The sequence below is a fragment of the Sphingopyxis sp. P1IMeth2 genome (assembly GCF_900185685.1).
Classification (GTDB): Bacteria; Pseudomonadota; Alphaproteobacteria; order Sphingomonadales; family Sphingomonadaceae; genus Sphingopyxis; species Sphingopyxis terrae_A.
Genome location: NZ_FYAT01000012.1, coordinates 473,567 through 495,024 on the forward strand (window position 1 = coordinate 473,567; position 21,458 = coordinate 495,024).

Annotated in this window: 25 protein-coding genes; 6 read left to right on the forward strand and 19 right to left on the reverse strand. The window is 65.4% G+C overall.

Annotated elements, in window-relative coordinates; translation table 11 throughout:
- Positions 1-6: 6 nt before the first annotated feature.
- On the forward strand, positions 7-597 hold the full coding sequence (locus P1IM2_RS09080; protein ID WP_186402240.1) for a LysE family translocator: 591 nt from the start codon (positions 7-9) through the stop codon (positions 595-597).
- A gap of 67 nt (positions 598-664) precedes the next feature.
- Positions 665-1,681 (forward strand): aldo/keto reductase, encoded by a 1,017-nt coding sequence (locus tag P1IM2_RS09085; protein WP_062902672.1) that lies wholly within the window; start codon positions 665-667, stop codon positions 1,679-1,681.
- Here P1IM2_RS09085 and P1IM2_RS09090 read toward each other — a convergent pair.
- From P1IM2_RS09090 to P1IM2_RS09100, 3 genes are all read right to left on the reverse strand, one after another.
- The gene (locus tag P1IM2_RS09090; RefSeq protein WP_222103020.1) at positions 1,666-2,205 is read right to left on the reverse strand and encodes a hypothetical protein; all 540 of its coding nucleotides are present in this window, start codon (positions 2,203-2,205) and stop codon (positions 1,666-1,668) included. The two genes, P1IM2_RS09085 and P1IM2_RS09090, sit on opposite strands and share 16 nt — an antisense overlap.
- Before the next feature lie 58 nt (positions 2,206-2,263).
- A complete protein-coding gene (locus tag P1IM2_RS09095; RefSeq protein ID WP_186402242.1) occupies positions 2,264-3,133 on the reverse strand; it encodes a dienelactone hydrolase family protein in 870 nt (289 codons plus the stop codon).
- A gap of 135 nt (positions 3,134-3,268) precedes the next feature.
- Complete coding sequence (locus tag P1IM2_RS09100) at positions 3,269-3,940, reverse strand: HAD family phosphatase (RefSeq protein WP_186402243.1); 672 nt, start codon at positions 3,938-3,940, stop codon at positions 3,269-3,271.
- Positions 3,941-4,002: 62 nt separating this feature from the next.
- Here P1IM2_RS09100 and P1IM2_RS09105 point away from each other — a divergent pair, with 62 nt between their 5' ends.
- Positions 4,003-4,191, forward strand: coding sequence for a hypothetical protein (locus P1IM2_RS09105; protein ID WP_058811798.1), 189 nt, complete (start codon positions 4,003-4,005; stop codon positions 4,189-4,191).
- 10 nt (positions 4,192-4,201) lie between these two features.
- Here the strand turns inward: P1IM2_RS09105 and P1IM2_RS09110 are convergent, their stop codons facing one another.
- From P1IM2_RS09110 to glmU, 6 genes are read right to left on the reverse strand one after another with little or no spacing between them, the layout of a single operon-like run.
- Entirely contained in the window at positions 4,202-4,615 is a 414-nt protein-coding gene (locus tag P1IM2_RS09110; protein ID WP_186402244.1) for a GFA family protein, read from the reverse strand.
- Complete coding sequence (glmS, locus tag P1IM2_RS09115; protein WP_062902677.1) at positions 4,612-6,435, reverse strand: glutamine--fructose-6-phosphate transaminase (isomerizing); 1,824 nt, start codon at positions 6,433-6,435, stop codon at positions 4,612-4,614. Before glmS ends, P1IM2_RS09110 begins: the two co-directional genes overlap by 4 nt.
- 15 nt (positions 6,436-6,450) lie before the next feature.
- Positions 6,451-6,819 (reverse strand): type II toxin-antitoxin system VapC family toxin, encoded by a 369-nt coding sequence (locus P1IM2_RS09120; protein ID WP_062902678.1) that lies wholly within the window; start codon positions 6,817-6,819, stop codon positions 6,451-6,453.
- A complete protein-coding gene (locus P1IM2_RS09125) occupies positions 6,816-7,202 on the reverse strand; it encodes a ribbon-helix-helix protein, CopG family (protein ID WP_062902679.1) in 387 nt (128 codons plus the stop codon). The genes P1IM2_RS09120 and P1IM2_RS09125 overlap by 4 nt, the downstream gene beginning before the upstream one ends.
- 38 nt (positions 7,203-7,240) lie before the next feature.
- The gene (locus P1IM2_RS09130) at positions 7,241-7,555 is read right to left on the reverse strand and encodes a hypothetical protein (protein WP_186402245.1); all 315 of its coding nucleotides are present in this window, start codon (positions 7,553-7,555) and stop codon (positions 7,241-7,243) included.
- Complete coding sequence (gene glmU, locus P1IM2_RS09135; RefSeq protein WP_186402246.1) at positions 7,552-8,919, reverse strand: bifunctional UDP-N-acetylglucosamine diphosphorylase/glucosamine-1-phosphate N-acetyltransferase GlmU; 1,368 nt, start codon at positions 8,917-8,919, stop codon at positions 7,552-7,554. Before glmU ends, P1IM2_RS09130 begins: the two co-directional genes overlap by 4 nt.
- A 48-nt stretch (positions 8,920-8,967) precedes the next feature.
- Here glmU and P1IM2_RS09140 point away from each other — a divergent pair, with 48 nt between their 5' ends.
- Positions 8,968-9,630, forward strand: a complete 663-nt coding sequence (locus P1IM2_RS09140) for an HAD-IA family hydrolase (protein WP_082820068.1) — start codon at positions 8,968-8,970, stop codon at positions 9,628-9,630.
- Here the strand turns inward: P1IM2_RS09140 and P1IM2_RS09145 are convergent.
- Genes P1IM2_RS09145 through P1IM2_RS09180 form a run of 8 tightly spaced genes read right to left on the reverse strand, consistent with a single transcriptional unit; the run spans position 9,627 to position 17,213 of the window.
- A complete protein-coding gene (locus P1IM2_RS09145; RefSeq protein WP_186402247.1) occupies positions 9,627-10,640 on the reverse strand; it encodes a nucleotidyltransferase family protein in 1,014 nt (337 codons plus the stop codon). The genes P1IM2_RS09140 and P1IM2_RS09145 overlap by 4 nt on opposite strands.
- Positions 10,637-11,503, reverse strand: a complete 867-nt coding sequence (locus P1IM2_RS09150) for an HprK-related kinase A (RefSeq protein ID WP_186402248.1) — start codon at positions 11,501-11,503, stop codon at positions 10,637-10,639. Before P1IM2_RS09150 ends, P1IM2_RS09145 begins: the two co-directional genes overlap by 4 nt.
- A complete protein-coding gene (locus P1IM2_RS09155) occupies positions 11,500-11,787 on the reverse strand; it encodes an HPr-rel-A system PqqD family peptide chaperone (RefSeq protein WP_186402249.1) in 288 nt (95 codons plus the stop codon). Before P1IM2_RS09155 ends, P1IM2_RS09150 begins: the two co-directional genes overlap by 4 nt.
- Positions 11,777-12,226 carry a MarR family winged helix-turn-helix transcriptional regulator gene (locus P1IM2_RS09160; protein ID WP_186402250.1) on the reverse strand — a complete coding sequence of 150 codons (450 nt, stop codon included), beginning with the start codon at positions 12,224-12,226 and terminating at the stop codon, positions 11,777-11,779. Before P1IM2_RS09160 ends, P1IM2_RS09155 begins: the two co-directional genes overlap by 11 nt.
- A 36-nt stretch (positions 12,227-12,262) precedes the next feature.
- The gene (locus P1IM2_RS09165; protein WP_186402251.1) at positions 12,263-14,350 is read right to left on the reverse strand and encodes a TonB-dependent receptor; all 2,088 of its coding nucleotides are present in this window, start codon (positions 14,348-14,350) and stop codon (positions 12,263-12,265) included.
- Positions 14,347-14,979 carry a maleylacetoacetate isomerase gene (gene maiA / locus P1IM2_RS09170; RefSeq protein ID WP_186402252.1) on the reverse strand — a complete coding sequence of 211 codons (633 nt, stop codon included), beginning with the start codon at positions 14,977-14,979 and terminating at the stop codon, positions 14,347-14,349. Before maiA ends, P1IM2_RS09165 begins: the two co-directional genes overlap by 4 nt.
- 9 nt (positions 14,980-14,988) lie before the next feature.
- Positions 14,989-16,014 carry an SO2930 family diheme c-type cytochrome gene (locus P1IM2_RS09175; protein ID WP_186402253.1) on the reverse strand — a complete coding sequence of 342 codons (1,026 nt, stop codon included), beginning with the start codon at positions 16,012-16,014 and terminating at the stop codon, positions 14,989-14,991.
- Positions 16,011-17,213: a parallel beta-helix domain-containing protein gene (locus P1IM2_RS09180; protein WP_186402254.1), complete on the reverse strand. Its 1,203-nt coding sequence runs from the start codon at positions 17,211-17,213 to the stop codon at positions 16,011-16,013. Before P1IM2_RS09180 ends, P1IM2_RS09175 begins: the two co-directional genes overlap by 4 nt.
- Positions 17,214-17,324: 111 nt before the next feature.
- Here P1IM2_RS09180 and P1IM2_RS09185 point away from each other — a divergent pair, with 111 nt between their 5' ends.
- Positions 17,325-17,855, forward strand: coding sequence for a DinB family protein (locus tag P1IM2_RS09185; RefSeq protein ID WP_186402255.1), 531 nt, complete (start codon positions 17,325-17,327; stop codon positions 17,853-17,855).
- Between the two features lie 126 nt (positions 17,856-17,981).
- On the opposite strand, the gene P1IM2_RS09190 is transcribed toward P1IM2_RS09185, so the two are convergent.
- The gene (locus P1IM2_RS09190) at positions 17,982-18,260 is read right to left on the reverse strand and encodes a hypothetical protein (protein WP_186402256.1); all 279 of its coding nucleotides are present in this window, start codon (positions 18,258-18,260) and stop codon (positions 17,982-17,984) included.
- A 579-nt stretch (positions 18,261-18,839) separates the two neighbouring features.
- Complete coding sequence (locus P1IM2_RS09195; RefSeq protein ID WP_186402257.1) at positions 18,840-20,159, reverse strand: serpin family protein; 1,320 nt, start codon at positions 20,157-20,159, stop codon at positions 18,840-18,842.
- Positions 20,160-20,551: 392 nt separating this feature from the next.
- Here P1IM2_RS09195 and P1IM2_RS09200 point away from each other — a divergent pair, with 392 nt between their 5' ends.
- Positions 20,552-21,457 (forward strand): hydrogen peroxide-inducible genes activator, encoded by a 906-nt coding sequence (locus tag P1IM2_RS09200; protein WP_186402258.1) that lies wholly within the window; start codon positions 20,552-20,554, stop codon positions 21,455-21,457.
- The last annotated feature ends 1 nt before the right edge of the window (position 21,458 follow it).

Consider the following 21,458-nt stretch of genomic DNA (forward strand, 5'->3'; position numbering starts at 1 on the left):
CGCGGCATGCAACAGACCACCTTCGCCGCGCTTGCCGCCTTTGCCCTCGTCTCGTCGATCACGCCGGGGCCGAACAACATGATGCTGATGGCTTCGGGCGCCAATTTCGGACTGCGCCGCACCGCGCCGCATGCGCTCGGCGTGGGGTTCGGCTTCACGCTCATGATCGTCCTCGTCGGCGTCGGGCTGATGGGCCTGTTCGACCTGTTTCCGGTGTTGAACCTCATCCTCAAGGTCGTGAGCGTCGCCTATCTGCTGTGGCTGGCGTGGAAGATGGCCAACGCCGGCGCGCCGAGCGGCGGCGACAGCCTGCGCGGCAGACCGATGAGCTTCGGGCAGGCGGTGCTGTTCCAGTGGGTCAATCCCAAGGCCTGGTCGATGGCGCTGACCGCGATCGCGCTCTATGCGCCCGATCGCAATATCGCCGCGGTCCTGCTCGTCGCCGCGATTTTCGGCGTCATCAACCTGCCCTCGACCAGCCTGTGGGCGGTGATGGGCGTTTCGCTGCGCGGCTGGCTGTCATCGCCCGCACGGCTGCGCGCCTTCAACTGGACGATGGCGGCGCTGCTCGTCGGATCGCTCGCGTTGCTGATCTGATTGCAAGGTTGCGATCCGCAACCTATGCACGGGCCAGCTACCCCTCTCGAGACCGGAGATCCGCCCCATGAAAACGCGCCGCCTGGGCCAGAGCGCCATCCACGTCACCGACATCTGCATGGGCACGATGACTTTCGGCAGCCAGACCGACGAGGCCGAGGCGCTGCGCATCCTCGACCGCTGCTTCGACGAGGGGATCAATTTCTACGACACCGCCGAAGGCTATCCGGTACCGCCGGACATCAAATGGGTCGGCCGCACCGAGGAGATCGTCGGTCGCTGGCTCAAGACCAAGAACCGCGACGCAATCATCCTCGCGACCAAGGTCTCGGGACCGAGCCATGTCTGGTTCAAATCGCCGTGCCGCGGCGGCATGACCGCGCTCGACCGCCACAACATCCGCACCGCCATCGAAGCAAGCCTGACGCGACTACAGACCGACTATGTCGACCTCTACCAGACGCACTGGCCCGACCATGACGCGCCCTATGACGAGATCATGGACGCGCTCGACGAGCTGGTCCGCGAAGGCAAGGTACGCATCCTCGGCTGCTCGAACGAGACGAGCTGGGGCCTCATGAAATCGCTCGCGGCGTCGGAAAAGCTGGGGGTCGCCCGTTATCACACGATCCAGAATAATTTCAGCCTCAACAACCGCCGCTTCGAGGACGAGCTGGCGCAGGTCTGCCGCCAGGAGGGCGTCAGCCTGATCCCCTATTCGCCGCTCGCCGGCGGCGTCCTGTCGGGCAAGTATCAGGGCGGCGCGACGCCCGAAGGCGCGCGCTTCTCCCGCTATCTGGCGATGGAGGGGCGGCAGGCCGCAATGGGCCGACGCTTCGTCAACGACAAGTCGCTCGCCGCCACCGAACGCTATCTCGCGATCGCCGCCGAGGCCGGCATCGACCCGGTGACGATGGCGACCGCCTGGTCGAAGCAGCATGACTTCGTCGCCTCGACCATCGTCGGCGTCAGCGGCTACGACCAGCTCGAACCGATCCTCGCCGCAAAGGAGCTGGTGCTCGACGCCGCGCTGATGAAGACGCTCGACCGCGTCGGCAAGGACATCCTCTACCCGATGGGGTGATCGACACGGCGAAGCGTCGGCCATTCGAGGACGAGCGCCTCCCCACACCGTAAGCCCCGCCATGCCTTCGACACCGTATCGAAGGCAGCAAACACGTCGGCTTGGACAGCGTCGATCCGCGCGCGCTCGTCGCTGCTGAGCGTTGTGCGCACGCGCGCAGCCTCGTCCACCGCCGCGCGCTGCGACGCGCTGTCCGAACGGGTCCGGCTGCGCCAACCGATGTCGAACAGGAAAGCGGCGAGCTCGGACAGTTCGCCTTCGCGCCCCTGCCCCTTCATCAGCGCTGCACCCTTCGCTGCCTGTTTGCGCGCCGCGCGGCGATGGGTCCTGGCATCAGCGCCTTCCGGGGCGCCGATATGAAAGGACCCGGCATCCCCGCCCGCCGCAATCTGGCCGAACACGCCGCCTTTCAACCCGAGAAGCGCTTCGGCGACAAAATGCACCATGTCGTGCGGCAAGTCGGGATCGAAACCCGGCGCGGGATCCATCACCAGGGCCGGCGCCGACGCGCGATCGATCCGCATCGCGTAACGCCGCTCGCCCGACCGAATGAAATGAACCCTCATCGCATCATCGGCGGCGTCAGAGCGCCGCCTTGAACAGCTCGAGCATCCGCCCCCACGCCTTTTCGGCTGCCGCCTCGTCATAGGCCCGGCCGTCGGGCGGGCACCAGCCGTGCATCGCGCCCTTATAGACCTCGACCTCGTGCCACTGCTTGCGCGGCAATAGGACCGCGTTCAGCCGGGTCTTTTCTTCAGGGTCCTTCGCATCGTCATTATCGGCGATCGCAAAGAGATACCCGGCGTCGCTCGCGGGGATCAACAGATGCGGGCTGTCGGGCTTGTCGGTCGCGACCGACGCGCCGTGAAAGCTCGCCGCCGCCTTGACGCGCGCCGGGTTCAGCGCCGCGGTATAGATGACCATCGGCCCGCCCATGCAATAGCCCGCGGTGCCGACCCCTTTCGCCGTATCGACCTCCGCCTGCGCATCGAGGAAGGCGAGATGCGCCTTGGCGTCGGTCTGCACGAGCGCGCGGTTCAGTTGCTTGAGATAGCCGAACAGCGTCTCGCGCACGCCGGGATCGTCGAAATCATGTCCTGCATAGACCACCGGCGCCTTCGCCCAGCGATAGAAGGGGTTGACGCACAGCACGGAATAGCCCGCCCCGGCAAGCCGGTCAGCCATCTGGCGAAAGGCGGGGCGCAGCCCGCGAATGTCGGGCCACATCAGCACACCGGGATGCTTGCCCTCGCCGGGCGCGACGAAATAGGCGTCGACGGTGCCGTCGTCGGTCGTGATCGTGACGTCGCGCCCCTTGATCGTCCCAGCCGCACAGGCCGCTGCGGGCAGCATTGCCGCCACCGCCCCGACGCCCATCAGCGCGCCGAAGTCGCGGCGCCGCACGGGCAGACCGGCACGGTCAAGGTCGGCTTCGGTAAATTCATCGCACATCGCATCTCTCCTCGGGTGAGGTGGGCCGTGAGAAACGGCAGGAAACCGCCGCTCGTCACGCGCGATCAGGGTTCGCGCGGACGGATCGCCGGGTTACCCGCAGCCTAACCGGCCTTTCCCTTGCAGGACAGCAATTTATGCGGTGGCTGCAATCGGCAGGCGGTGCAGCGTGGCGAAGTCCTCCGCAACATGGTGGACGCCAACGGCGCGCAGCATCGCGCCATGCGCGCCGCGATCGACGATATGCCCGGCGCCGCAAAAGCCGACGACTGTCATCCCCGCGGCAAGCGCCGCCTGCGCGCCCGTCGGCGAATCCTCGATCGCCAGACAGGCGGCGGGAGCGGCGCCGATACCCTTCGCCGCCGCCAGATAGATGTCGGGATGCGGCTTGCCGCGATCCCAGCCGTCGGCGCTGTAGACGTGCCGGCCGAAATGATGCGCAAGCCCGAAGCGGTCGAGCGACATGGCGATATAGGCAGGGCTGCTCGACGAGGCGATCGCGCGCGGCCGGTCGCCCAGCGTCGCCAGAAACTCGGGCGCGCCCGGCACCGGCGCAAAGCCCTCGGCAAAGCGCTCGCGCGCCCGCGCCCGGTGCTGCTCGCGAAAATCAGGTGGCAGCGGCCCGCCGAGCCGCACCTCGATCCGCCGCTGCGTCTCCTGCCAATTATGGCCGTAATAGTCGCGCAGACACTCGTCATAGCTCGTCGGCAGGCCGATCGCGGTCAGGCTTTCGGCAAGCGTCGTGTTGGCGCGCACCTCGCTGTCGGCGATGACGCCGTCGAAATCGAAAATGATGGCGGTGGGCATTACGCGAAACTCATTATCTTCATACTTCACCGATAGAGCGGCCGGGGTCAGGAGACACAGTCATGAAATTCATTACCCTGAAATCGCGCGGCGGCGACTATCTCCTCGTTGCCGAAAATGTCGCCTGGCTTCGCGACTATGAAAATGGCCAGACGCAGGTCGGTATGGTCGGCGGTGCGCCGCTTCTGGTCGCCGGCAAGATCGACGACATTGCGGCGTCGATCCTGGCGCAAGCGAACGCGGCGGAGTGAACCACCGGACTCAGGGCATCACCGCGGCTTCGCGCGCATAGCCCCACGCCCCCTCGCCCGACCAGCCGCGCCCGTCGGGATAGACGAGCTTCAACCCGCTGAGCCGGTCGGGCGCGAACAGCCGCATGTTGACCCCCATCAGATCGACCGCGCCGCCCATCCGCTCGATCAACCCTGCGGTCGCCGACCAATGCGTCGAACAGCCGCAGGTCGTACAGAAATGCAGATCCGAATTGGGGTTCGCCCGGTCGGCGCGATTATAGGTCCGCGTTTTGCCCCCGATCGCGACGTCCTTCGGCGAATAATAGGCCCAGAGGATGCCGTGCGAAAGGCAGAGCGAGCAATTGCACTCGGCCACCTCTTCGGGCGCCTTGGCAAGACGCACCGAGACGGCGCCGCAATGGCAGGTCGTGTTCCAGGTCACTCCACCGTCACCGATTTCGCCAGATTGCGCGGCTGGTCGACGTCGGTCCCCTTCGCCACAGCCACATGATAGGCCAGCAGTTGTACCGGCACCGCATAGACCAAGGGCGCGATCAGCGGGTGGACCTTGGGCATCTCGATCGTCGCCATGCAGCCGTCGCCGGCTTCGGCGAGGCCTTCCGCATCCGAAATCAGTACGACCTTCCCGCCGCGCGCCATCACTTCCTGCATATTGCTGACGGTCTTTTCGAAAAGCGGCCCGCTGGGCGCGAGGACGATCACCGGAACCGCCTCGTCGATCAGTGCGATCGGGCCGTGCTTCATCTCGCCCGACGCATAGCCTTCGGCGTGAATATAGCTGATTTCCTTGAGCTTCAGCGCCCCTTCGAGCGCCAGCGGATAGTCGGGGCCGCGCCCCAGATAGAGGACGTCGCGCGCCGGGGCGATCAGATGCGCCATCGCTGCGATTTCCTCGTCATGCGCGAGCGCCGCATTCAATGCGGCGGGCGCTTCGATCAGATGCTTTACGATCTCGCGCTCGTCAGCCTCGCTGAGCTTGCCCTTCTTGAGCGCGAGGTGCGCGGCGAGCGCCGCGAGCACCGCGAGCTGACAAGTGAAGGCCTTGGTCGAAGCGACGCCGATTTCCGGCCCGGCGTGCGTCGGGAGAAGCAGGTCGGCCTCGCGCGCCATGCTGCTCGTCGGCACGTTGACGACCACCGCGATCGTCTGGCCGTTGGCCTTGCAGTGGCGCAGCGCGGCGAGCGTGTCGGCGGTCTCGCCCGACTGCGAGATGAAGAGCGCGAGCCCGCCCGGTTGCAGCACCGGATCGCGGTAGCGGAACTCGCTCGCGACATCGATGTCGACCGGAACCCGGGCAAAGGTCTCGAACCAATATTTGGCGACCATGCCGGCATAATAGCTGGTGCCGCACGCGACGATGGTGATGCGGTCGATCGCCGACAGGTCGAAATCCATCTGCGGCAGCGCCACCGTCTGTTCGAGCGGGCGGATGTAGGAGGAGAGCGTCTGCGCGACGACGGTCGGCTGCTCGAAAATCTCCTTCTGCATGAAGTGGCGGTAATTGCCTTTTTCGACTGCCGCGGCGGTGACGCCCGACGTCGTGATCTCGCGCGTCACCGGATTGTTGTCGGCGTCGTGGATCTGCGCGCCGCCCTTCGTGATGACGACCCAGTCGCCCTCTTCGAGGTAGGAAATCTTCTGCGTGAGCGGCGCGAGTGCGAGCGCGTCCGAACCGAGATAGGTCTCGCCTTCGCCATAGCCGACGACAAGGGGCGAGCCGAGGCGCGCGCCGATCAGCAGGTCGGGATGCTGGCGAAACGCGATCGCGAGCGCGAAGGCGCCGCGAAGCTGCGGCAGCACCGCCTGCACTGCCTCCTGCGGCGACTTGCCCGCCTCGACCTGTTCCGAAACGAGGTGCGCGACGACTTCGGTGTCGGTTTCGCTTTCGAACACCCGGCCGCGCGCCTGCAGCGCCTCGCGCAGCGGCTTGAAATTCTCGATGATCCCGTTGTGGACGAGCGCGACTTCCTGCGTCGCGTGCGGGTGCGCATTGCTCGTCGTCGGGGCGCCGTGGGTCGCCCAGCGCGTGTGCGCGATCCCGACGGTGCCGGGCGCCGGATGGCCCGCCAGTTCCTTGACGAGATTATTAAGCTTCCCCTCGGCGCGGCGGCGGATCAGCTGGCCATCCTCGACCGTGCACACCCCCGCCGAGTCATAACCGCGATATTCCATGCGCCTCAGCCCGTCGACGAGGCGATCCGCCACTTGGGCCTGGCCGATAATTCCGATAATTCCGCACATGGGGATTCTTTCTGCTTAGCGAATTTGAGGGACGCGAATACCCGGCATATTTGCCGGGAAATCCTTGACATTTCGGGTCACGAGGATGCGATGATTAACCTGCGCCGACGCCAGGATCATGGCATCGGCAAGCTTCAGGCGCGGACGCTCCCTGCGCAAAGCAGCCGCATGTGCCGCGATGCGCGTATCGACTTCATCGATCGAAAAGCCGCCCAGAAAATTTTCGATGATCTTGAGCGTGCCGCCGGGCTCTTTCGACAACACCTCGATCCATGTGATGCGGCTGATCCAGGGACGGTCGACGCGCGCAATTTCCGCATGCGCAATCCGGTCCCCGGTCAGCGCATCGATCAGGATGTTGCTGTCGAATGAGTAGCCGCTCACTTTTTCTTCTGCTTGCGCGAAGGCTTCTTGCCCGACTTTCGGGGCGCCTTCATTTCAAGGTAACGCTGACGCTCCCGGCCATCATCCTCGTCGAACAAATCTGGGAATTCAGCCTTCACTTCCTCATAATCATCGTCCCACGGACGAGTCCAGGATGCCCGCTCGCGACGCTGCCATTCAACGGCGTCGCCGATGTCATCCCGATCATTCCATGCGCCGAAGGCCTGATCGAGCCAATGCTTCGAACCGGCATCGTGCGATTGCGCCTTATAGGTGGCCACGACATCGCGGAGAATCGACGCGCGCGACTTGCCCTGCTCGGTCGCAAGCTGGTCGAGCCACTTGATGTCCTCATCGGGCAGGTCGGCAAGTATCCGCGTCATTGATATACTGATATCATATCATGATATCATGTCAATCCTCACGCGCGCCCGAAATTGCGGTCGACGAAGGTCATTGCAAATTGCGCCGGATCGGCAGGGCGGCCGTGCGCGGCAGCGAATTTGACGCGGCCGTCGTCCCAAATCTTGCGGATCTGCGCCGCAAGGTCGGGCGCGAATTTCATCTGCTGCGCAACCATCTCCTGCCAGCTTCCGGCAAGGCCCAGGCTGTGGCGCAGCGTCGGTTCCATCGCCGCACAATAGCTGCGCGTCGGCTCGTCGAGATGCCCGATCGCGTCGAGCACCCAGGCGTCGACATAACGCAGGAAGGGCTTGTCTTCGTAACGGTCGCTCATGCCTTTTTCTCCGCCGCCTTCTTCTTGCGCATCGCGTCGTGGAAGCGGTCGGCCCAGCCGGGCTTTACCGACTGTTCGGCGCGGACAATGCGCAGCTCGCCATCCATCACGTCGCGCGTCACGGTGCTGCCCGCCGCGACGATCGCGTCGGCGCCGATCTTCACCGGCGCGACCAGCGCGCTGTTCGACCCGATGAAGGCGCGTTCGCCGATCACCGTCTGATATTTGAAATAGCCGTCGTAATTGCAGGTGATTGTGCCCGCGCCGATGTTAGCGCCCGCCCCCACCGTCGCATCGCCGATATAGCTGAGGTGGTTCGCCTTCGCGCCCCTGCCGAGCACCGCCTTTTTCACCTCGACGAAATTGCCGACCTTCGCCTTGTCTTCCAGCACCGCGCCGGGGCGCAGCCGGGCAAAGGGGCCGACCTCGCACCCCGCGCCGATACTCGCGCCCTCGATATGGCTGAAGGCGCGGATCGTCGCGCCGTCGGCGACGCGGACGCCGGGGCCGAAGACGATATTGGGCTCGACCGTCACGTCGCGGCCGATTTCGGTGTCCCAGCTGAACCAGACGGTTTCGGGCGCACGCAGTGACGCGCCGCCCGCCATCGCCTCCTCGCGCTTGAACGCCTGCCACTGCGCCTCGGCAGCGGCGAGTTCGGCGCGGCTGTTGATCCCCGCGACGTCGGCAGCGTCTGTCCTGACCACGGCGCAGTGCCGACCGTCGGCATTGGCGATATTTACGATATCGACGAGATAATATTCCTTCGCCGCGTTGTCGTCGGTTACGCGTGCGAGCAGCGCGAATAGATCGGCCGCCTTTGCCGCCATCAGTCCCGAATTGCAGAGGCGTACCGCGCGTTCGGCCTCGCTCGCGTCCTTGTGCTCGACCATTTTCACGACGCGATCGCCATCGGTGATCACGCGGCCATATTGCAGCGCATCATCAGGCTCGAACGCGAGGACGACGACTGCGGGCGCATCGGCAGCGTTCAGACGGTCGACCATTGCCTGCATTGTCGCGCTGGGCACAAAAGGCACATCGCCATAAAGGATCAACACATCGCCGGCGAAGCCCGCAAGCGCACCTTGCGCCTGCTGCACCGCGTGCCCCGTGCCGAGCTGCGGCTCCTGCACCGCCAGCGCCGCGCTGCCCGCGAGTGCCGCCTCGATCTGGTCGGCCTTGTCGCCGACGACGACGACCTTCTTCGCGGGCGCCAGCGCGTCGACCGCGGCCATCAGATGCATCAGCATCGGCCGCCCGGCAATGGGGTGCAGCACTTTGTGGAGATCGGACTTCATGCGGGTGCCCTTGCCCGCGGCAAGGATGACGGCGGCGATGGAATTGCTCATGCCGCGTGCCATGCCAGCAAATCATTGCGGTTTCCAGAGCGAGCGGCCATGCGGACCGGCATGAGCGACTTTCCCTTCCGCATCGTCGGCTTCGATCTCGACGGCACGTTGATCGACACCGCGGGCGACCTGACCGCCGCGGTGAACCATGCGCTGGCGCGGATAGACCGCGCGCCGCTTGCCGAAACAATGGTGCGGCCGATGATCGGGCTCGGCGCGCGTCACATGCTCGAACAGGGGCTGATCGCGACCGGCGGCGTTCCGGCGGAGGATTTCGATCGCTTGCTCGGCGAACTTCTTGCCTATTACGAAGCGCATATCGCGATCGAGAGCCGCCCCTACCCCGGCCTGATCGCGGCGCTCGACGCGCTCGAGGCGCGCGGGGTGCGCTGCGCGGTGGCGACCAACAAGGCCGAACATATGGCGCGCAAGCTGCTCGGCGAACTGGAACTGGCGGATCGCATGGCTGCGATCGTCGGCGGCGACACGCTCAGCGTCCGCAAGCCCGCGCCCGACCCCATCATCGCGATGATCGAGCGGAGCGGCGGCGGGCGAACCGCCTTCGTCGGAGATTCAATCTATGACGTCATGGCGGCGCGCGCCGCCGGGGTGCCCAGCGTCGCGGTGCGTTTCGGCTTTCTCGATCGCCCCGCCGAAGCCTTGGGCGCCGACCATCTGATCGGCCATTATGACGAGCTTCTGCCGCTGCTAGCGGGACTCTAGCTCTTCCGCCACTTCGTCCAAAGGTGCTTCGCCAGCAGCACCGGCGGCATGCGCAGCCAGTGCGAGCGGATGTAGAAAGCCTGTTGCAACGCGAAATTCGTGGGTCGCCCCCAATCGTCGCGCGCGAGCAGGCGGCGGACGAACCAGCCATCGCCCGGCTCGCGCCGGTCCCAGCCGGGCGGCAGCGCCGCACCGTAAAGATCGCGCGCCAGCCGGGCGGCGCGCTGCACCGGCGCGCGCAGTCCATGAAGCGCGGCGCGCGCTTCGAGCTTAGCCCAGAAATCCGCATCGGCGGCCGCGAAGTCGCGCGTCAGGCAATGGAAATCCCACAGATTGCGCAGGCCGCCCTGCAAGTCGCCGTCGGCGAGCAGATGCGCGGCGCAGTGGCACGCCATGTCGCTCGGACACAGCACGGCAAAACCGCCATCGACCAAGACTGCATCGCCGATCATCGCCAGCGCATCGGGCGTCACCCGGTGCGTGCGCGGCAATATCGTGTGGTGGACGTCGATCATCCGGTCTCGGCCCGAGTGGATCAAGGGCGGCAACTCGTGCATATGCTCGCGGTAATAGGCGTCGTCATAGGGATCGGGCTTCACCCATTCCCAGCCCGCCTCGATCAACTCGTTTTCGGCGCGGCCGATGTCGTGCCAGCCGACCAAAATGTCGAGGTCGCCGATCTGGCGCCCCTCGGCGCAAGACAGGCCCGCCGCCGCATAAGCGGTGCCCTTCAGCAGCACGAACGCGATCCCTTCGGGCGCGAGCGCGCGGCGCGTCATCTCGGCCTCCCACAGCGCCTGCGCCCGCGCGACCGCGGCGGCGGCGCGCTGGTCGGCAAGCAGCGCCGCGACGGGCGGCGGCAGCGCCGCATCCGCAAGCCGGTGGGCGAGCGTCGCGAGCAGCGCCTCGGCGCGCGCGGCGCCGATCACTCCGTTCCAGTCGCGCGGCGCTAGGCCGTCCGCATCGCGCCGCCCCGCGAGCAGATCGATCAGCGTACGCACCGCGCTCATCGCGCTGCCTCCGTCCATAATTGCTCGACCAGCGCCATGCCGGCCGCGCTGTCGGGATAGCTGATGCCGAAAGCGGGGGCCTCGCGGACCAGCCGCGCCAGTGCGGCAAAGCCCGCCTCGCCGAGCGCGACATAGTTCGTCGATGCTTCGGTCAGGCGGACGAACACCTCGCCCGGCGCCATCGGCTCGATCGCCGCCGTGCCGCCGAAGCGCGGAAACAGGATCAGCGCGGGCCGGGCCGGTTCGTGCATCGCGGCGATCGCATCGGCGCGCGGGATCAGATGGCGGATATCGCCCTTGGGCGTTCCGGCAAGCAGCGGGCCGAGCCGTGCGGGGTCGACGCGCACCGCCATTTCGGCGATCGCCGCATTCTTCAGGCTTATGGCGCGCGGAAAGCCCAGCGCATCGCCGCTTGCGGGTTCGATCAGCGTGAATTCGTCGCCCATCAGCCGCCACGCGCCCTCGCCGAGCAGCGCCGCGAGCGTCGATTTCCCCGACCCTGATTCGCCCGACAGGATCACCGCGCGCCCGGCGCGCGCCACTGCGCTCGCGTGGAGCAACATGTGCCGCCGCCAGCCGAGCGCGACCTGCAAATTCATCCCCATTTCGGCGGCCAGCAAGCCCATCGACAGCGGCAGCGGCAGAGCGTCAGGAACGATAAAATCGCCGCCGATATGCACCGACGGGCGCAGCCAGCGGCGCCACGGGCGCGCGGCGAACAGCCGCACCGTCGCATCGGCGGGGCGCGCCATGTCCTCGGGATAGCCCGCATAAAGGCGGTCGAGCGCCTCGATCGGCGCGCGCCAGTCGCTGCCGATGCGAAACTGGACCGGCCCTACCGCGATGCGCGTGCTGTACCTCACGCCGGTGCCACCAGCCCCAGCGCCGCAAGCTCGGCGAGCCGCTCGCGCAAGACCGCCGCGACATCGGCGCCGCCCGCGCCCCCCAGGTCGAACATGGCGGCAAGCCGCTCCGCCAGCGCGCCCGCATCGCAGGGCGTATCGCCCATTGCGGCAATTATTTCGGGCATGGGCGCGACGACAAGGTGCGTCTGCATCGATCGCCGGTCGAAGATCGCGGTCAGGTCGCCAAGCGGCTCGATACGCAGCGCGCCGGCTTCGGGGGCACGATAAAGCCTATCCGCCATAATCTTCCGCGGCGCTCGTCAGCTTGGCGAGGATCGCCATCAGCGCGGCGCGCTCGCCCGCGTCCAGCGCCGCCTCCAGCTTCGCCTCGCTGGCGAGCGCAGCGGGCACGATCGCGTTATAGAGCGAGCGGCCCTCCGCGGTCAGTTCCAGATGGTGCGAGCGTCCGTCGGCCTCGTGCGCCTGGCGCGCGATAAGCTGGCGGTCGGCCAGCGCCTTGGCGGCGCGATTGACCGTCACCTTGTCCATCCGCGTCGCGGCGACCAGTTCGCGCTGGGTCAGCGGTCGCCCTTCGCCGAGCACCGCCATCAGTCGCCATTCGGGGATCTTCAGGCCGAAGCGGCTCTGATATTCGGCGGCAATCCGGCTCGATACCGCGTTCGACGCAATCGACAGCCGATAGGGCAGAAATTCCCCGAGATTGAGTGTCTTCGCCGCCATGCCCTTATCCTTATCGCCTCTGCGCCGCCTGCGAAATCAATAAGCGGCGCGTATACCTACCCACAAGGTCCGCGGCGTCGCGCGTTCCAATATGCCCGCCGACGACAGCGCCGCCGGAACGAGCGCGTCGAAGATATTCTCGCCGCGCGCTTCGATCCGCAAGCCCTGCGTCAACCGCAACGACATCCCGGCATCGACGGTCAGCGCATCGCCGAGCGGTTGCAGCCCCAGATCATCCTCATTCTGCCTGCCGATATAGCGCAGGGTCGCGAAGCCGCCGAACGGTCCCGCATCGCCTGCGCGCAGCGACAGGCTGGCGCCATGTTTCGCGATCTGCGCCGGCCGCTTGCCGTCGAGCGCAGCCGCGGCGCCCGACGCCGCGACGCGCGCATCGGTGAAGGCATAGGTGGCGCGCAGCGTCAGCGGGCCGGCGCGCTGTTCGGCGCTGACTTCGGCGCCCTTGCTGTCGATCGCATCGAGATTCTGGCGCTGGCTATAGCTCGCCCCCGCCGCGACGAAACCGACGCCGGGGAAATTGCCCGGACCGGTGCCCAGCGTGACATTGGCGATCGCATTGTCGAGCCGGTTCGCGAACAGCGTTACGCTCAGCTTCGTACCGCCGCGCCTCCAGTCGGCGCCGATCTCGCCGCCCCACAATCGTTCAGGAGCCAGCGCCTCGTTCGCGGCCGTCGCATCGGCGCCGACGCGGAAGGGCCGGTAGAGTTCGTTGAGCGTCGGCAGGCGCCAGCCGCGATAGGCGGCGGCGCGCAGCGCCACATCGCCCGCCGACCAGCGGACACCCGCACGCCCACTGCCTTCCCAGCCCTGCCGCGCCGCAAAGCGGGCGTCGGTGATCGTCGATCCACCGAAATTATATTCGTGCCGGTACCCGGTGCCGATCCACCATTGATCGACCCGGCCGCTGAGCGTCCACAGCAAGCCGTCATCTTCGCCACCCGACGTCCATTCGGCGAAGGCGCCGACGGTGTCGCTTCTGCCCCCCGCGCTGCGGTGACGGCCGGGATTGAGGCCAGTGAAGAAATAATCCTCCTCGGTCCGCCCGACGGTGCGGTGCCAGTCGGCGCCGATACGCAGCGGGTTGGCCGCGCCGAACGCAGGCCGCAATTCGACGCGCGCGCCGAGCCCGGTCGCCGGCACCTGCTGAAAGAGCGCCGGCGCCACGCTGTTGCGGTTCGCCGCGACGCTGGCAAAACCTGTGTCGAAGTCGCGGACCTGGACATAGCCGAGCGCGAGCCATTGCAGCCCGTCCGCGGGTTCGTGCAGGTACCGCAAGCTGGCATCGATCCCGTCGACCGTGCTGGTCGTGAAATCAGTGCCGCGGTCGCGCCGGTCCGAAAAGCCGCGCACGCTCGCCTCGATCCGGCTGTCGGGGCCGGTATCGAAGCGCAGGCGTACGCCCAGCCCGCCTTGCCGATAGGGCGCGGCGCGATCGGCGCTGCCCCACTGTCTTTCGACGACGGGCACAAAGCCATCGCCGCGGCTGTAGCGGCCGTCGACCGCGACCTGTCCGTCGCCAAGCCGCGTGCCGACGCTGAACGCCGCATCCCAGCCGTCACGGCTGCCATAGGCAAGGCTCGCCTCGCCGCCGTCGGTCATCTGCGAATAGAGCGCAACGGTGCCCGCCAGCGCGCCCGGTCCGTCGGCGCCGCTGCCGCCGCCACGGGTAATCGCGACGCCGCCCAGCCGGATCGCATCATAGGCGCTCCACGCCACCCAGCCGCCGAACGGGTCGGCCTGCGGCACCCCATCGAGCGTCACCAGCGCGCGGCTCGACGCATTGCCGCCCAGCCCGCGCAGCGTGACGCCTTGGCTCGTCGGATGCGCCGATCGGCTGTCGCTGCGGCGAAACTGGACCAGCCCCGCCTCGTCGCGCAGCCGGTTCTCGACGCGCGCGCCAAGGCCGGGATCAAGGTCGGTCAGCACGGCCACCGCCTGCCCCGCGTCGCCGCTCCCGCTGAGCAGGCCGCCACCGGTCACGATGATGTCCTGCGGCTGCGGGCGACGATAGTCGGCGATCACAATGTCGCTATCGGACGCCGCCTCCTGCGCCAGCGCCGCCGCCGGCATCGCCAGCGCGGCCACCCCCAACACCAGCCGGATCACGCGGGCTTCACCGCATCGGGATGCGCGCGCCGGAACGCCTCATGCTCCATGCACGCAGCGTCGATTTCCATGAGGCGCGGATAATGATCCAGCGGCACCTCGAACCGGCGTGCATTGTACATCTGCGGCACCAGACAGCAGTCGGCGATCCCCGGTTCGTCGCCGCCAAGATATGGGCCTTCGCCGACCATTGCCTCCAGCGCATCGAAGCCTTGCAATATCCATTCGGCGATCCAGCGATCCTTGGTCTGTTCGTTGAGCCCCAGGTCGCGGGTCAGATATTTGAGCACGCGCAGATTGTTGAGCGGGTGGATATCGCACGCGACGACATAGGCCTGCGCCAGCGCTACCGCGCGCGCCATCGGATCGTCGGGGATCAGCCGCGGTTCGGGGTGCGCGCGGTCGAGCCAGTCGATGATTGCAAGGCTCTGGATGATCGGCTCGCCGTCGGCGACGAGCATCGGCACGAAGCCCTGGGCATTTTGCGCAAGATAGGCGTCGCTCTTCTGTTCGCCGGCGATCAAGCTGACCTCGACGCGCTCGTAATCGAGACCTTTGAGGTTCAGCGCGATGCGAACGCGAAAGCTGGCCGACGAGCGGAAATAATCATGGAGGATGAGAGCGGTCATCGGGCCAGCCTAATGCGCGTCTTTGGGCATCGCCGCAATCCATTCCCGCAACAGCGCCGCGCCTTCCTTGTGAACCGTCGAGCGGCCAAGTTCGGGCATCGCAATGCCGGGGTCGAGACTTTCGAGGCGGTAGATCAGGAAACTGTGGTCGGGATCGCCCGGCTGGATCGCGAAATCCATGCCGCCGCTTCCGCGCCCGGCCGCAGTCGGACGCTTGCCGATGCCGTAGTTGACCCCGACCGGGTCGGTCCAGCGCAGGAACAGCCCGCTGTTCGACGCGCTGCCCTCGGGATTGTGGCAATGTGCGCAATTGGCCTCGAGATAGGCGCGCGCGCGGTCCTGCAGCGTGCCGCTCGCCGGATCGTCCCAGCGCGGCATCGCCGGCTTCAGCGCCGCAGGGTTGGTGAAATAGAGCGCGCGCGTATCGGCGCCGACCGTATCCGCCAGCACCATGTTGCGGGCCTTGGGGCCGATCGGGACGATCGCACCCGCGCGGCTGTGGCATTCCTTGCACTGGTTGCGGTTGGGCACGCCATATTGGATCGCATGCGCCGTCCCGTCGGGGCTTTTGAACGCCACCGGCACGCGCCGCCCCGCGATGGCGAGCGAGGCGTCCCGGCCGTCGGCGTCCCAGATATAGGGCAGCGCCACCCAGCCGCTCGCGCGGTGGATCAGCAGCCGCGTCTCGACCGGACGGCCATCGTTGAAGTCGGGCCAGCCGAAGCTTTTGACGATCACAGTGCCGACCGGAAAATCGACCGTGCCGTCCGCCAGCACCGTCGCCCGCTTGCCCGCCGGGATCGACACGAACCGATGCTTTTCGGCATAGTCGCTGAACAAGGGCGTGGGCAGCGTGTAGGCAAAGCTCGCGACCGGCCGCGCCGGATCATTCCCCGCGAACAGCCCAAAGGCGGAGAGCTTTGCGGGCATCGCGCTGCCCTCGATCAAGGCCTGATCGACCGCGGCCGGCGCCGCCCCGCCGCCCGCGCTGGCGCAGAGCAGCGCCGCGATCAGCGCGGCGGCGATACGCTTCACTGGACCTTGGCCTCCATGCCCTCCGGCAGCACGATGGCGGGCAGCGCGGGCGGCGGCGTGCCGCCCAGCTTGACCGGCACCGGCTTCGCTTCGCTCTGCGGCGTCGTCACGTCGGGCAGGCCGAGCGACAGCACGCCGACATCGTCGAGGACGATCGCGTCGCCCGCGCCGTCCCACAGCACCGGCGGAATAGCTCCGCCCATCGCCGCCGCGATCTCGGCTCCGCCCGGAAAGGCCGGCGCGAAGCCCGCCTTGCCATGCGCATTGTCGCGCACGACGATCTGCCGCGGCAGCGGCTGATATTTGGGGTCTTTCTGGTCGTAGCGATAGCCGACGATCATCACATTGGCGGTGCCATTGTCCTCGAACACATTGTCGAAAACCTCGACATTGCGGTTCGCCATCACCAGAACCCCGGTCCCCGTCGGCACGCTGGCGACGATATTGCCCTTCGGCGCGAAATTGGGCGTGCTGTTGTCGCTGACGACATTGTCGAAGACGCGGACATTATGCCCGCCTTGCTGCGGCAGATTGGGCAGGTCGAACACCAGGATCCCGCCGGTATTCTTGTTCGCGATATTGTCGTGCACGTCGGCGTCGAAACAGTTTTCGATCTCGATCCCGGCGACATTTTCGGTCGCGATCGAATCGCGCACGACGATGTTGCGCGACTGGCCCACATAAATGCCGGCGTCCGACGCGCCGCGCACATAGACGCTGTCGATCAGCACATCCTGGCTTTCGACCGGATAGATGCCATAGGCGCCGTTGGTTTCCTTAGGGCCCGCGGTCCATTCGACGCGCAGTTCGTTGTAGACGATGCGGTCGGCACCTTTCGACTTGATGCCGTCGCCGCGCGTGTTGAGCACCGCGAAATTGGTCAGCAGCACATCGTCGGAGGTGACGAGCAGCCCCTCGCCCGCTCCCTGCTGCCCTGAAAAGTCCAGGATCGATCCGCCCTCGCCGGTCCCCGCGCCGCGCACCGTGACGTTATCGACATCAAGCGACAGCCCGTCGGTCAGCTTCCAGGTGCCCGCACCCAGTTGCACGACATCGCCGGGCTCGGCGAGGATCAGCGCTTCCTGCAGTTTCTCGTTGGCGTCGGCGCCCTCGGCCGAGACATTGATCGTCTTGGCCGCGGCCGGACTGGCGGCGACCGCGACCATCGCGGCGGCCAGCGACAGGACATGGAATCGCATTGCACACTCTCCCTTGTTTTGCCCGAGCATGCGGCAAGACTTGACGGATGCCAAGCGGCTTGCTGACAAGCATGTCATTGGCGTGGCGGCACGCGCGCGGGAGACAGGCCGATGATCGACAATCGCTTTGTGCAGATGATGGCGCGCTACAACGGGTGGCAAAACCGCGCCGCCTATGCCGCCGCCGACACGCTGACCGATGCCGAGCGACGGCTGGATCGCGGCGCCTTTTTCGGGTCGATCCACGCGACACTCTCGCACCTTCTGTGGGCCGACCGCATCTGGCTGTCGCGCTTCGACCGCTGCCCGCCGCCCGATTGTCCGGGCAATGAAAGCGGCGGCTTCGTCGCCGACTGGGACGATCTGAAGGCGCAGCGCACCGCGATGGACACGCTCATCGTGACCTGGGCCGACGCGATGGCGCCGGGCGCCGTTGCCGGCAATCTCGACTGGTACAGCGGCGCCGCGGGCCGGAACGTCTCCGCCCCGCTCGGCATCGTGCTGCCGCATATCTTCAACCATCAGACGCACCACCGCGGTCAGGTGCACGCGATGCTGACCGCCGCCGGGTGCCGCACCGAAGACACCGACCTCTTCCTGATGCCGACGGCCGACTGGCTGGGCTTCGATCACAGAAGCTAGGCGCCGGAGACTGGGCCGCGTAGACAAATTCCAATGCTGCGAGGACGGCAGCTAACCTCCATTTCGTTCCGAAAGCTGCTTTTCCGGACACGACCGATTGTAGACGTCCGGCCGCTCAACTGACTGCTATTTTGTGACCCCGCTTTGAAAAAGCTTCATTCGAGCGAGCCAGAAAAGCCATATCATTCCAGAATAGGTTGCTATCGCCAGCATCCGTCCCGGCCAAAGCACCTCGAAAACAATCTCGGAGTCAGGTCGGAAAAACGGCAGACCGATCCACGATCCCAGCGGCGCATAGTAGAGCTGATGAAGGGCAAACAATATCAGATTGGGAAAAAGCTTTAGTAGCAGGAGCAAGGCCGCGGGTGCCGCCAATATGGCTATCGTGATGATCCTGATGGACATACTGCCTTTTTTAAGCGCGAAATCTTAATGGCAGCTCACCACCCCGGTTTTCGCCATCGGGTGCAGTTCGGGACGAGATGGCAGCTAAAGACCATTGCGGACGTCGCATCGCAGCGGCATTAAGCGTCGATGAAACCAAGCCTTCTGATCGCCTTTATCGCGCTAGCGGTCATTTTAGCATGGATGGGGTGGGCTTTCCGGGGGTTACTTGTCGTTGATGCATGTCTTGACGCGGGCGGCAGATGGCAAGCCAATGGGCAATATTGCCAAAGTGCTCGCTGACCGGTGCTACGACAGCATTCGACAGATACTGTTGAAAAAGTCGGCCGCCGCACGGCGCCCATCGAATTTCGGTAATAATGATTCATGAAGTCTCGGCCGCGCGAACGATCGATGCGCATAGGCAACTATGCTTGGTTCCAATATGGCCCGGCAAAACCCCTTTCGGACTTTTTCAACAGTATCGACCGATCTTAGGCCATTCCAATCGAGACGAGGGTGCGCCAATAGCCGTCATACGTTGACGCCCCGGGGGGGCATCGCGGTGCTTGAATATCGTGTGGCCGGAGGCCTGAATCCCTAGTCGCCGAGCGGACGCTCCGCTTGGGTTTTCACATAGCGTCCCATGAACAGGATCAAACCAGTCCGTAGGTCGCGCAGCAGGAAAAAGAACGGCTTGTCCGCCCGGAATATGAACGGCGGCGGAGGTGGTTCCCTTCGGGCGCTGGAGACGACGATATCCCCGACCGCAGTGGCGGCCGCAGCCTCCGCACCGACCTCGTCCACATCAAGATATGTCTTGTGAATGACGCGAGCGATTTTCAGTCCGACGGCTTCGGGAACCTCGCCGGGGTATGGAATTGTGGCCATTCCCGAAAAGTCGGCATCGTCTGAAAATGCTGTGGGTGCGCCCATCGAGATAAGAGAATTCTTGAGGTCCTGCCGCAATTCTACATGCATCTTGGGTATCGTCAGGATGGTTTCGCGCCGCTCGGCGTTGGCGAGGTCGGTAAGCCAATTTGCGAGATCAGCGGCGGTAAGCTCTTCCTCGAATTTCGGCAGGCCCTTTGCCGAATTGGGCAGAAACACAACCATTTCGACTTCGTGACCCACGTACGGCAGCGAGATCGCCTTGAAGCCGCCCCGCTCGATCAGTCGAAAGTTGGACTGCTGGCGCATGAGCGGCGTGGAAACCTGATCGCCACTCAATTGCGTGAAAGGCTCCGTTTTTGTCTGCTTTTTATCGAAAGCGCCAGCCCATGCGCCCTTCCAGTAGATGGCATTGACGAGGATCGCGCGAGTTCGTTTTGTGATGTCGTCCGGCAGCAGCAGGTCTTTGATCTTGCCCCGAGTGCTTTCTGCAACCCAGCTATTGATCTGGATGCGCGCGGCATTCGCTCCTCCGCGAAAGTTCACACGCTGCAACCCTGCCTGCGCAAAAGCCGTCACGTCCTTCTCATACTCGGGCAGAAGGGGCATCTCGTCCTGCAACCAGACGGCATTCGCCGTTCGTAGTTCGCGTCGCGGTCCGGAAAAAGTCATCGTGTCAAGCACTTGCCCGTTGGCACGCAGATAGTCCCACGGCGGCTTGGTGAAATGGAATGTCTTCTCAAGCTCCCCCGCCGTCGTACCGCGCGCGCCGCGATAGGCAAGACCTATGGCAACCGAAACGCTGGCGGGCGAAAGGAAATGGTTTTCATCAGCGGTCAGCGTGCGCCGATAAAGGTCAAGCGAGAACGTGTTGATCCCTGAAATAGCTGCTTTCGCATCTGATTCGACCACTGCCGAAATGGTGCGGATTGGCTCGTTCGACGAGACATCCGCGTCCTGGCAAAAAGCTGGCGAGGCCGTTGTCGTCGCCGCAATAACAACGATCTCTGCGATCCTGCGGAATGACATTTCTTGCTCCCACCCCTTCTTCAGCGCTACCCTTGTGCAAATTTCCTATGACTGCGTTAATTCTATCTTGGCTGATAATTATTAAGTCGTGGCACCATCGGATACTTGTAGCCAAATCCCGGCAGCATTTGCATATAGAAGACGCAGAGCAGCCTTTCAGCTCCCCATCCCATCCCGCTCATTCAGCTCGATGCCGAACATTCGCGAAAGCGGACGCTCCATGAGGTTGGTTTTTGTCCATGCGCCTTAGCTCCCCGACCCCAGCGCCCCGTCTTCGTCGTCCACCTTCGTCTGCCATCGGCTCGGTCCCCTTGCCTTCCTCTCATGCGACCGCGACGCATATAATCGACGAAGTCACTCGAAATTACCAATCCGATTGCTATATTCGATCAATGCAATATTACCTGCCCTCGCTAAAGCAGATGCAATATCTCGTCGCGCTGCACGAGCATGGCCATTTCGGCCGCGCCGCCGATGCCTGCAACGTCACCCAGTCGACGCTGTCGGCGGGTATCCGCGAGCTGGAAACCCTGCTCGGCCAGACCCTCGTCGAACGCACCCGCCGCGTCGTCCGCTTTACCGGGCTCGGCGACGCGATCGTCGAAAAGGCGCACCGGGTGCTGCGCGAGGCGGAGGAGCTTGCCGACATGGCCGCCGCCGCCTCGGCGCCGCTAGTGGGCGAATTGCGGATGAGCGTGATCCCGACGATCGCGCCTTTCCTGCTGCCCGACCTGTTGCCGCGGCTGCGCAAGGAACGCCCGTCGCTCAAGCTGTTCCTGCGCGAAGAGCCGAGCGCGCAGGCGTGTGAATCGCTGCACCACGGCCAGGTCGATTGCGTGCTGCTCGCCCTGCCCTACGCCTGCGGCGATGTGGAGAGCGAGGCGCTGTTCGACGACGCGCTGTTCGTCGCCTTCCCCGGCGATCAGTCGGAGGAACTTCCCGCAATGGTCAGCGCCGACCAGATCGACCCCGCGCAGATGCTGATGCTCGAGGACGGCCACTGCCTCAAAGACCACGCCCTTGCGGCGTGCAACCGCCCCGAACTGCGCGCGGGCGCACGCATGATGGGCACTTCGCTCCATACGCTCGTGCAGATGGTCGACAACGGGCTGGGTATCACCATGTTGCCGCAGATGGCGATCGAGGCGGGCATACTCGACCACACCGACATCGACACCCGCCCGCTCGATTCCGACCACGACTGGCGCACCATCGCCCTCGTCTGGCGCAAGGGCAGCCCGCGCGCCGACGAATTCCGCATGCTCGCCGACATTTTCCGCAAACACCGGGCAAATTGAC

Bases quoted from the DNA above. Each gene is read 5' to 3' on its own strand.
- maiA (WP_186402252.1), bottom strand. From the start codon at position 14,979: ATGACCGCTCTCATCCTCCATGATTATTTCCGCTCGTCGGCCAGCTTT.
- glmU (WP_186402246.1), bottom strand. From the start codon at position 8,919: ATGGCACGCGGCATGAGCAATTCCATCGCCGCCGTCATCCTTGCCGCG.
- P1IM2_RS09145 (WP_186402247.1), bottom strand. From the start codon at position 10,640: ATGAGCGCGGTGCGTACGCTGATCGATCTGCTCGCGGGGCGGCGCGAT.
- P1IM2_RS09195 (WP_186402257.1), bottom strand. From the start codon at position 20,159: ATGTCATTCCGCAGGATCGCAGAGATCGTTGTTATTGCGGCGACGACA.
- P1IM2_RS09100 (WP_186402243.1), bottom strand. From the start codon at position 3,940: ATGCCCACCGCCATCATTTTCGATTTCGACGGCGTCATCGCCGACAGC.
- P1IM2_RS09190 (WP_186402256.1), bottom strand. From the start codon at position 18,260: ATGTCCATCAGGATCATCACGATAGCCATATTGGCGGCACCCGCGGCC.
- P1IM2_RS09200 (WP_186402258.1), top strand. From the start codon at position 20,552: ATGCAATATTACCTGCCCTCGCTAAAGCAGATGCAATATCTCGTCGCG.
- glmS (WP_062902677.1), bottom strand. From the start codon at position 6,435: ATGTGCGGAATTATCGGAATTATCGGCCAGGCCCAAGTGGCGGATCGC.
- P1IM2_RS09140 (WP_082820068.1), top strand. From the start codon at position 8,968: ATGAGCGACTTTCCCTTCCGCATCGTCGGCTTCGATCTCGACGGCACG.
- P1IM2_RS09095 (WP_186402242.1), bottom strand. From the start codon at position 3,133: ATGTGCGATGAATTTACCGAAGCCGACCTTGACCGTGCCGGTCTGCCC.
- P1IM2_RS09105 (WP_058811798.1), top strand. From the start codon at position 4,003: ATGAAATTCATTACCCTGAAATCGCGCGGCGGCGACTATCTCCTCGTT.
- P1IM2_RS09125 (WP_062902679.1), bottom strand. From the start codon at position 7,202: ATGACGCGGATACTTGCCGACCTGCCCGATGAGGACATCAAGTGGCTC.
- P1IM2_RS09180 (WP_186402254.1), bottom strand. From the start codon at position 17,213: ATGCGATTCCATGTCCTGTCGCTGGCCGCCGCGATGGTCGCGGTCGCC.
- P1IM2_RS09080 (WP_186402240.1), top strand. From the start codon at position 7: ATGCAACAGACCACCTTCGCCGCGCTTGCCGCCTTTGCCCTCGTCTCG.
- P1IM2_RS09130 (WP_186402245.1), bottom strand. From the start codon at position 7,555: ATGAGCGACCGTTACGAAGACAAGCCCTTCCTGCGTTATGTCGACGCC.
- P1IM2_RS09085 (WP_062902672.1), top strand. From the start codon at position 665: ATGAAAACGCGCCGCCTGGGCCAGAGCGCCATCCACGTCACCGACATC.
- P1IM2_RS09155 (WP_186402249.1), bottom strand. From the start codon at position 11,787: ATGGCGGATAGGCTTTATCGTGCCCCCGAAGCCGGCGCGCTGCGTATC.
- P1IM2_RS09160 (WP_186402250.1), bottom strand. From the start codon at position 12,226: ATGGCGGCGAAGACACTCAATCTCGGGGAATTTCTGCCCTATCGGCTG.
- P1IM2_RS09090 (WP_222103020.1), bottom strand. From the start codon at position 2,205: ATGCGGATCGATCGCGCGTCGGCGCCGGCCCTGGTGATGGATCCCGCG.
- P1IM2_RS09185 (WP_186402255.1), top strand. From the start codon at position 17,325: ATGATCGACAATCGCTTTGTGCAGATGATGGCGCGCTACAACGGGTGG.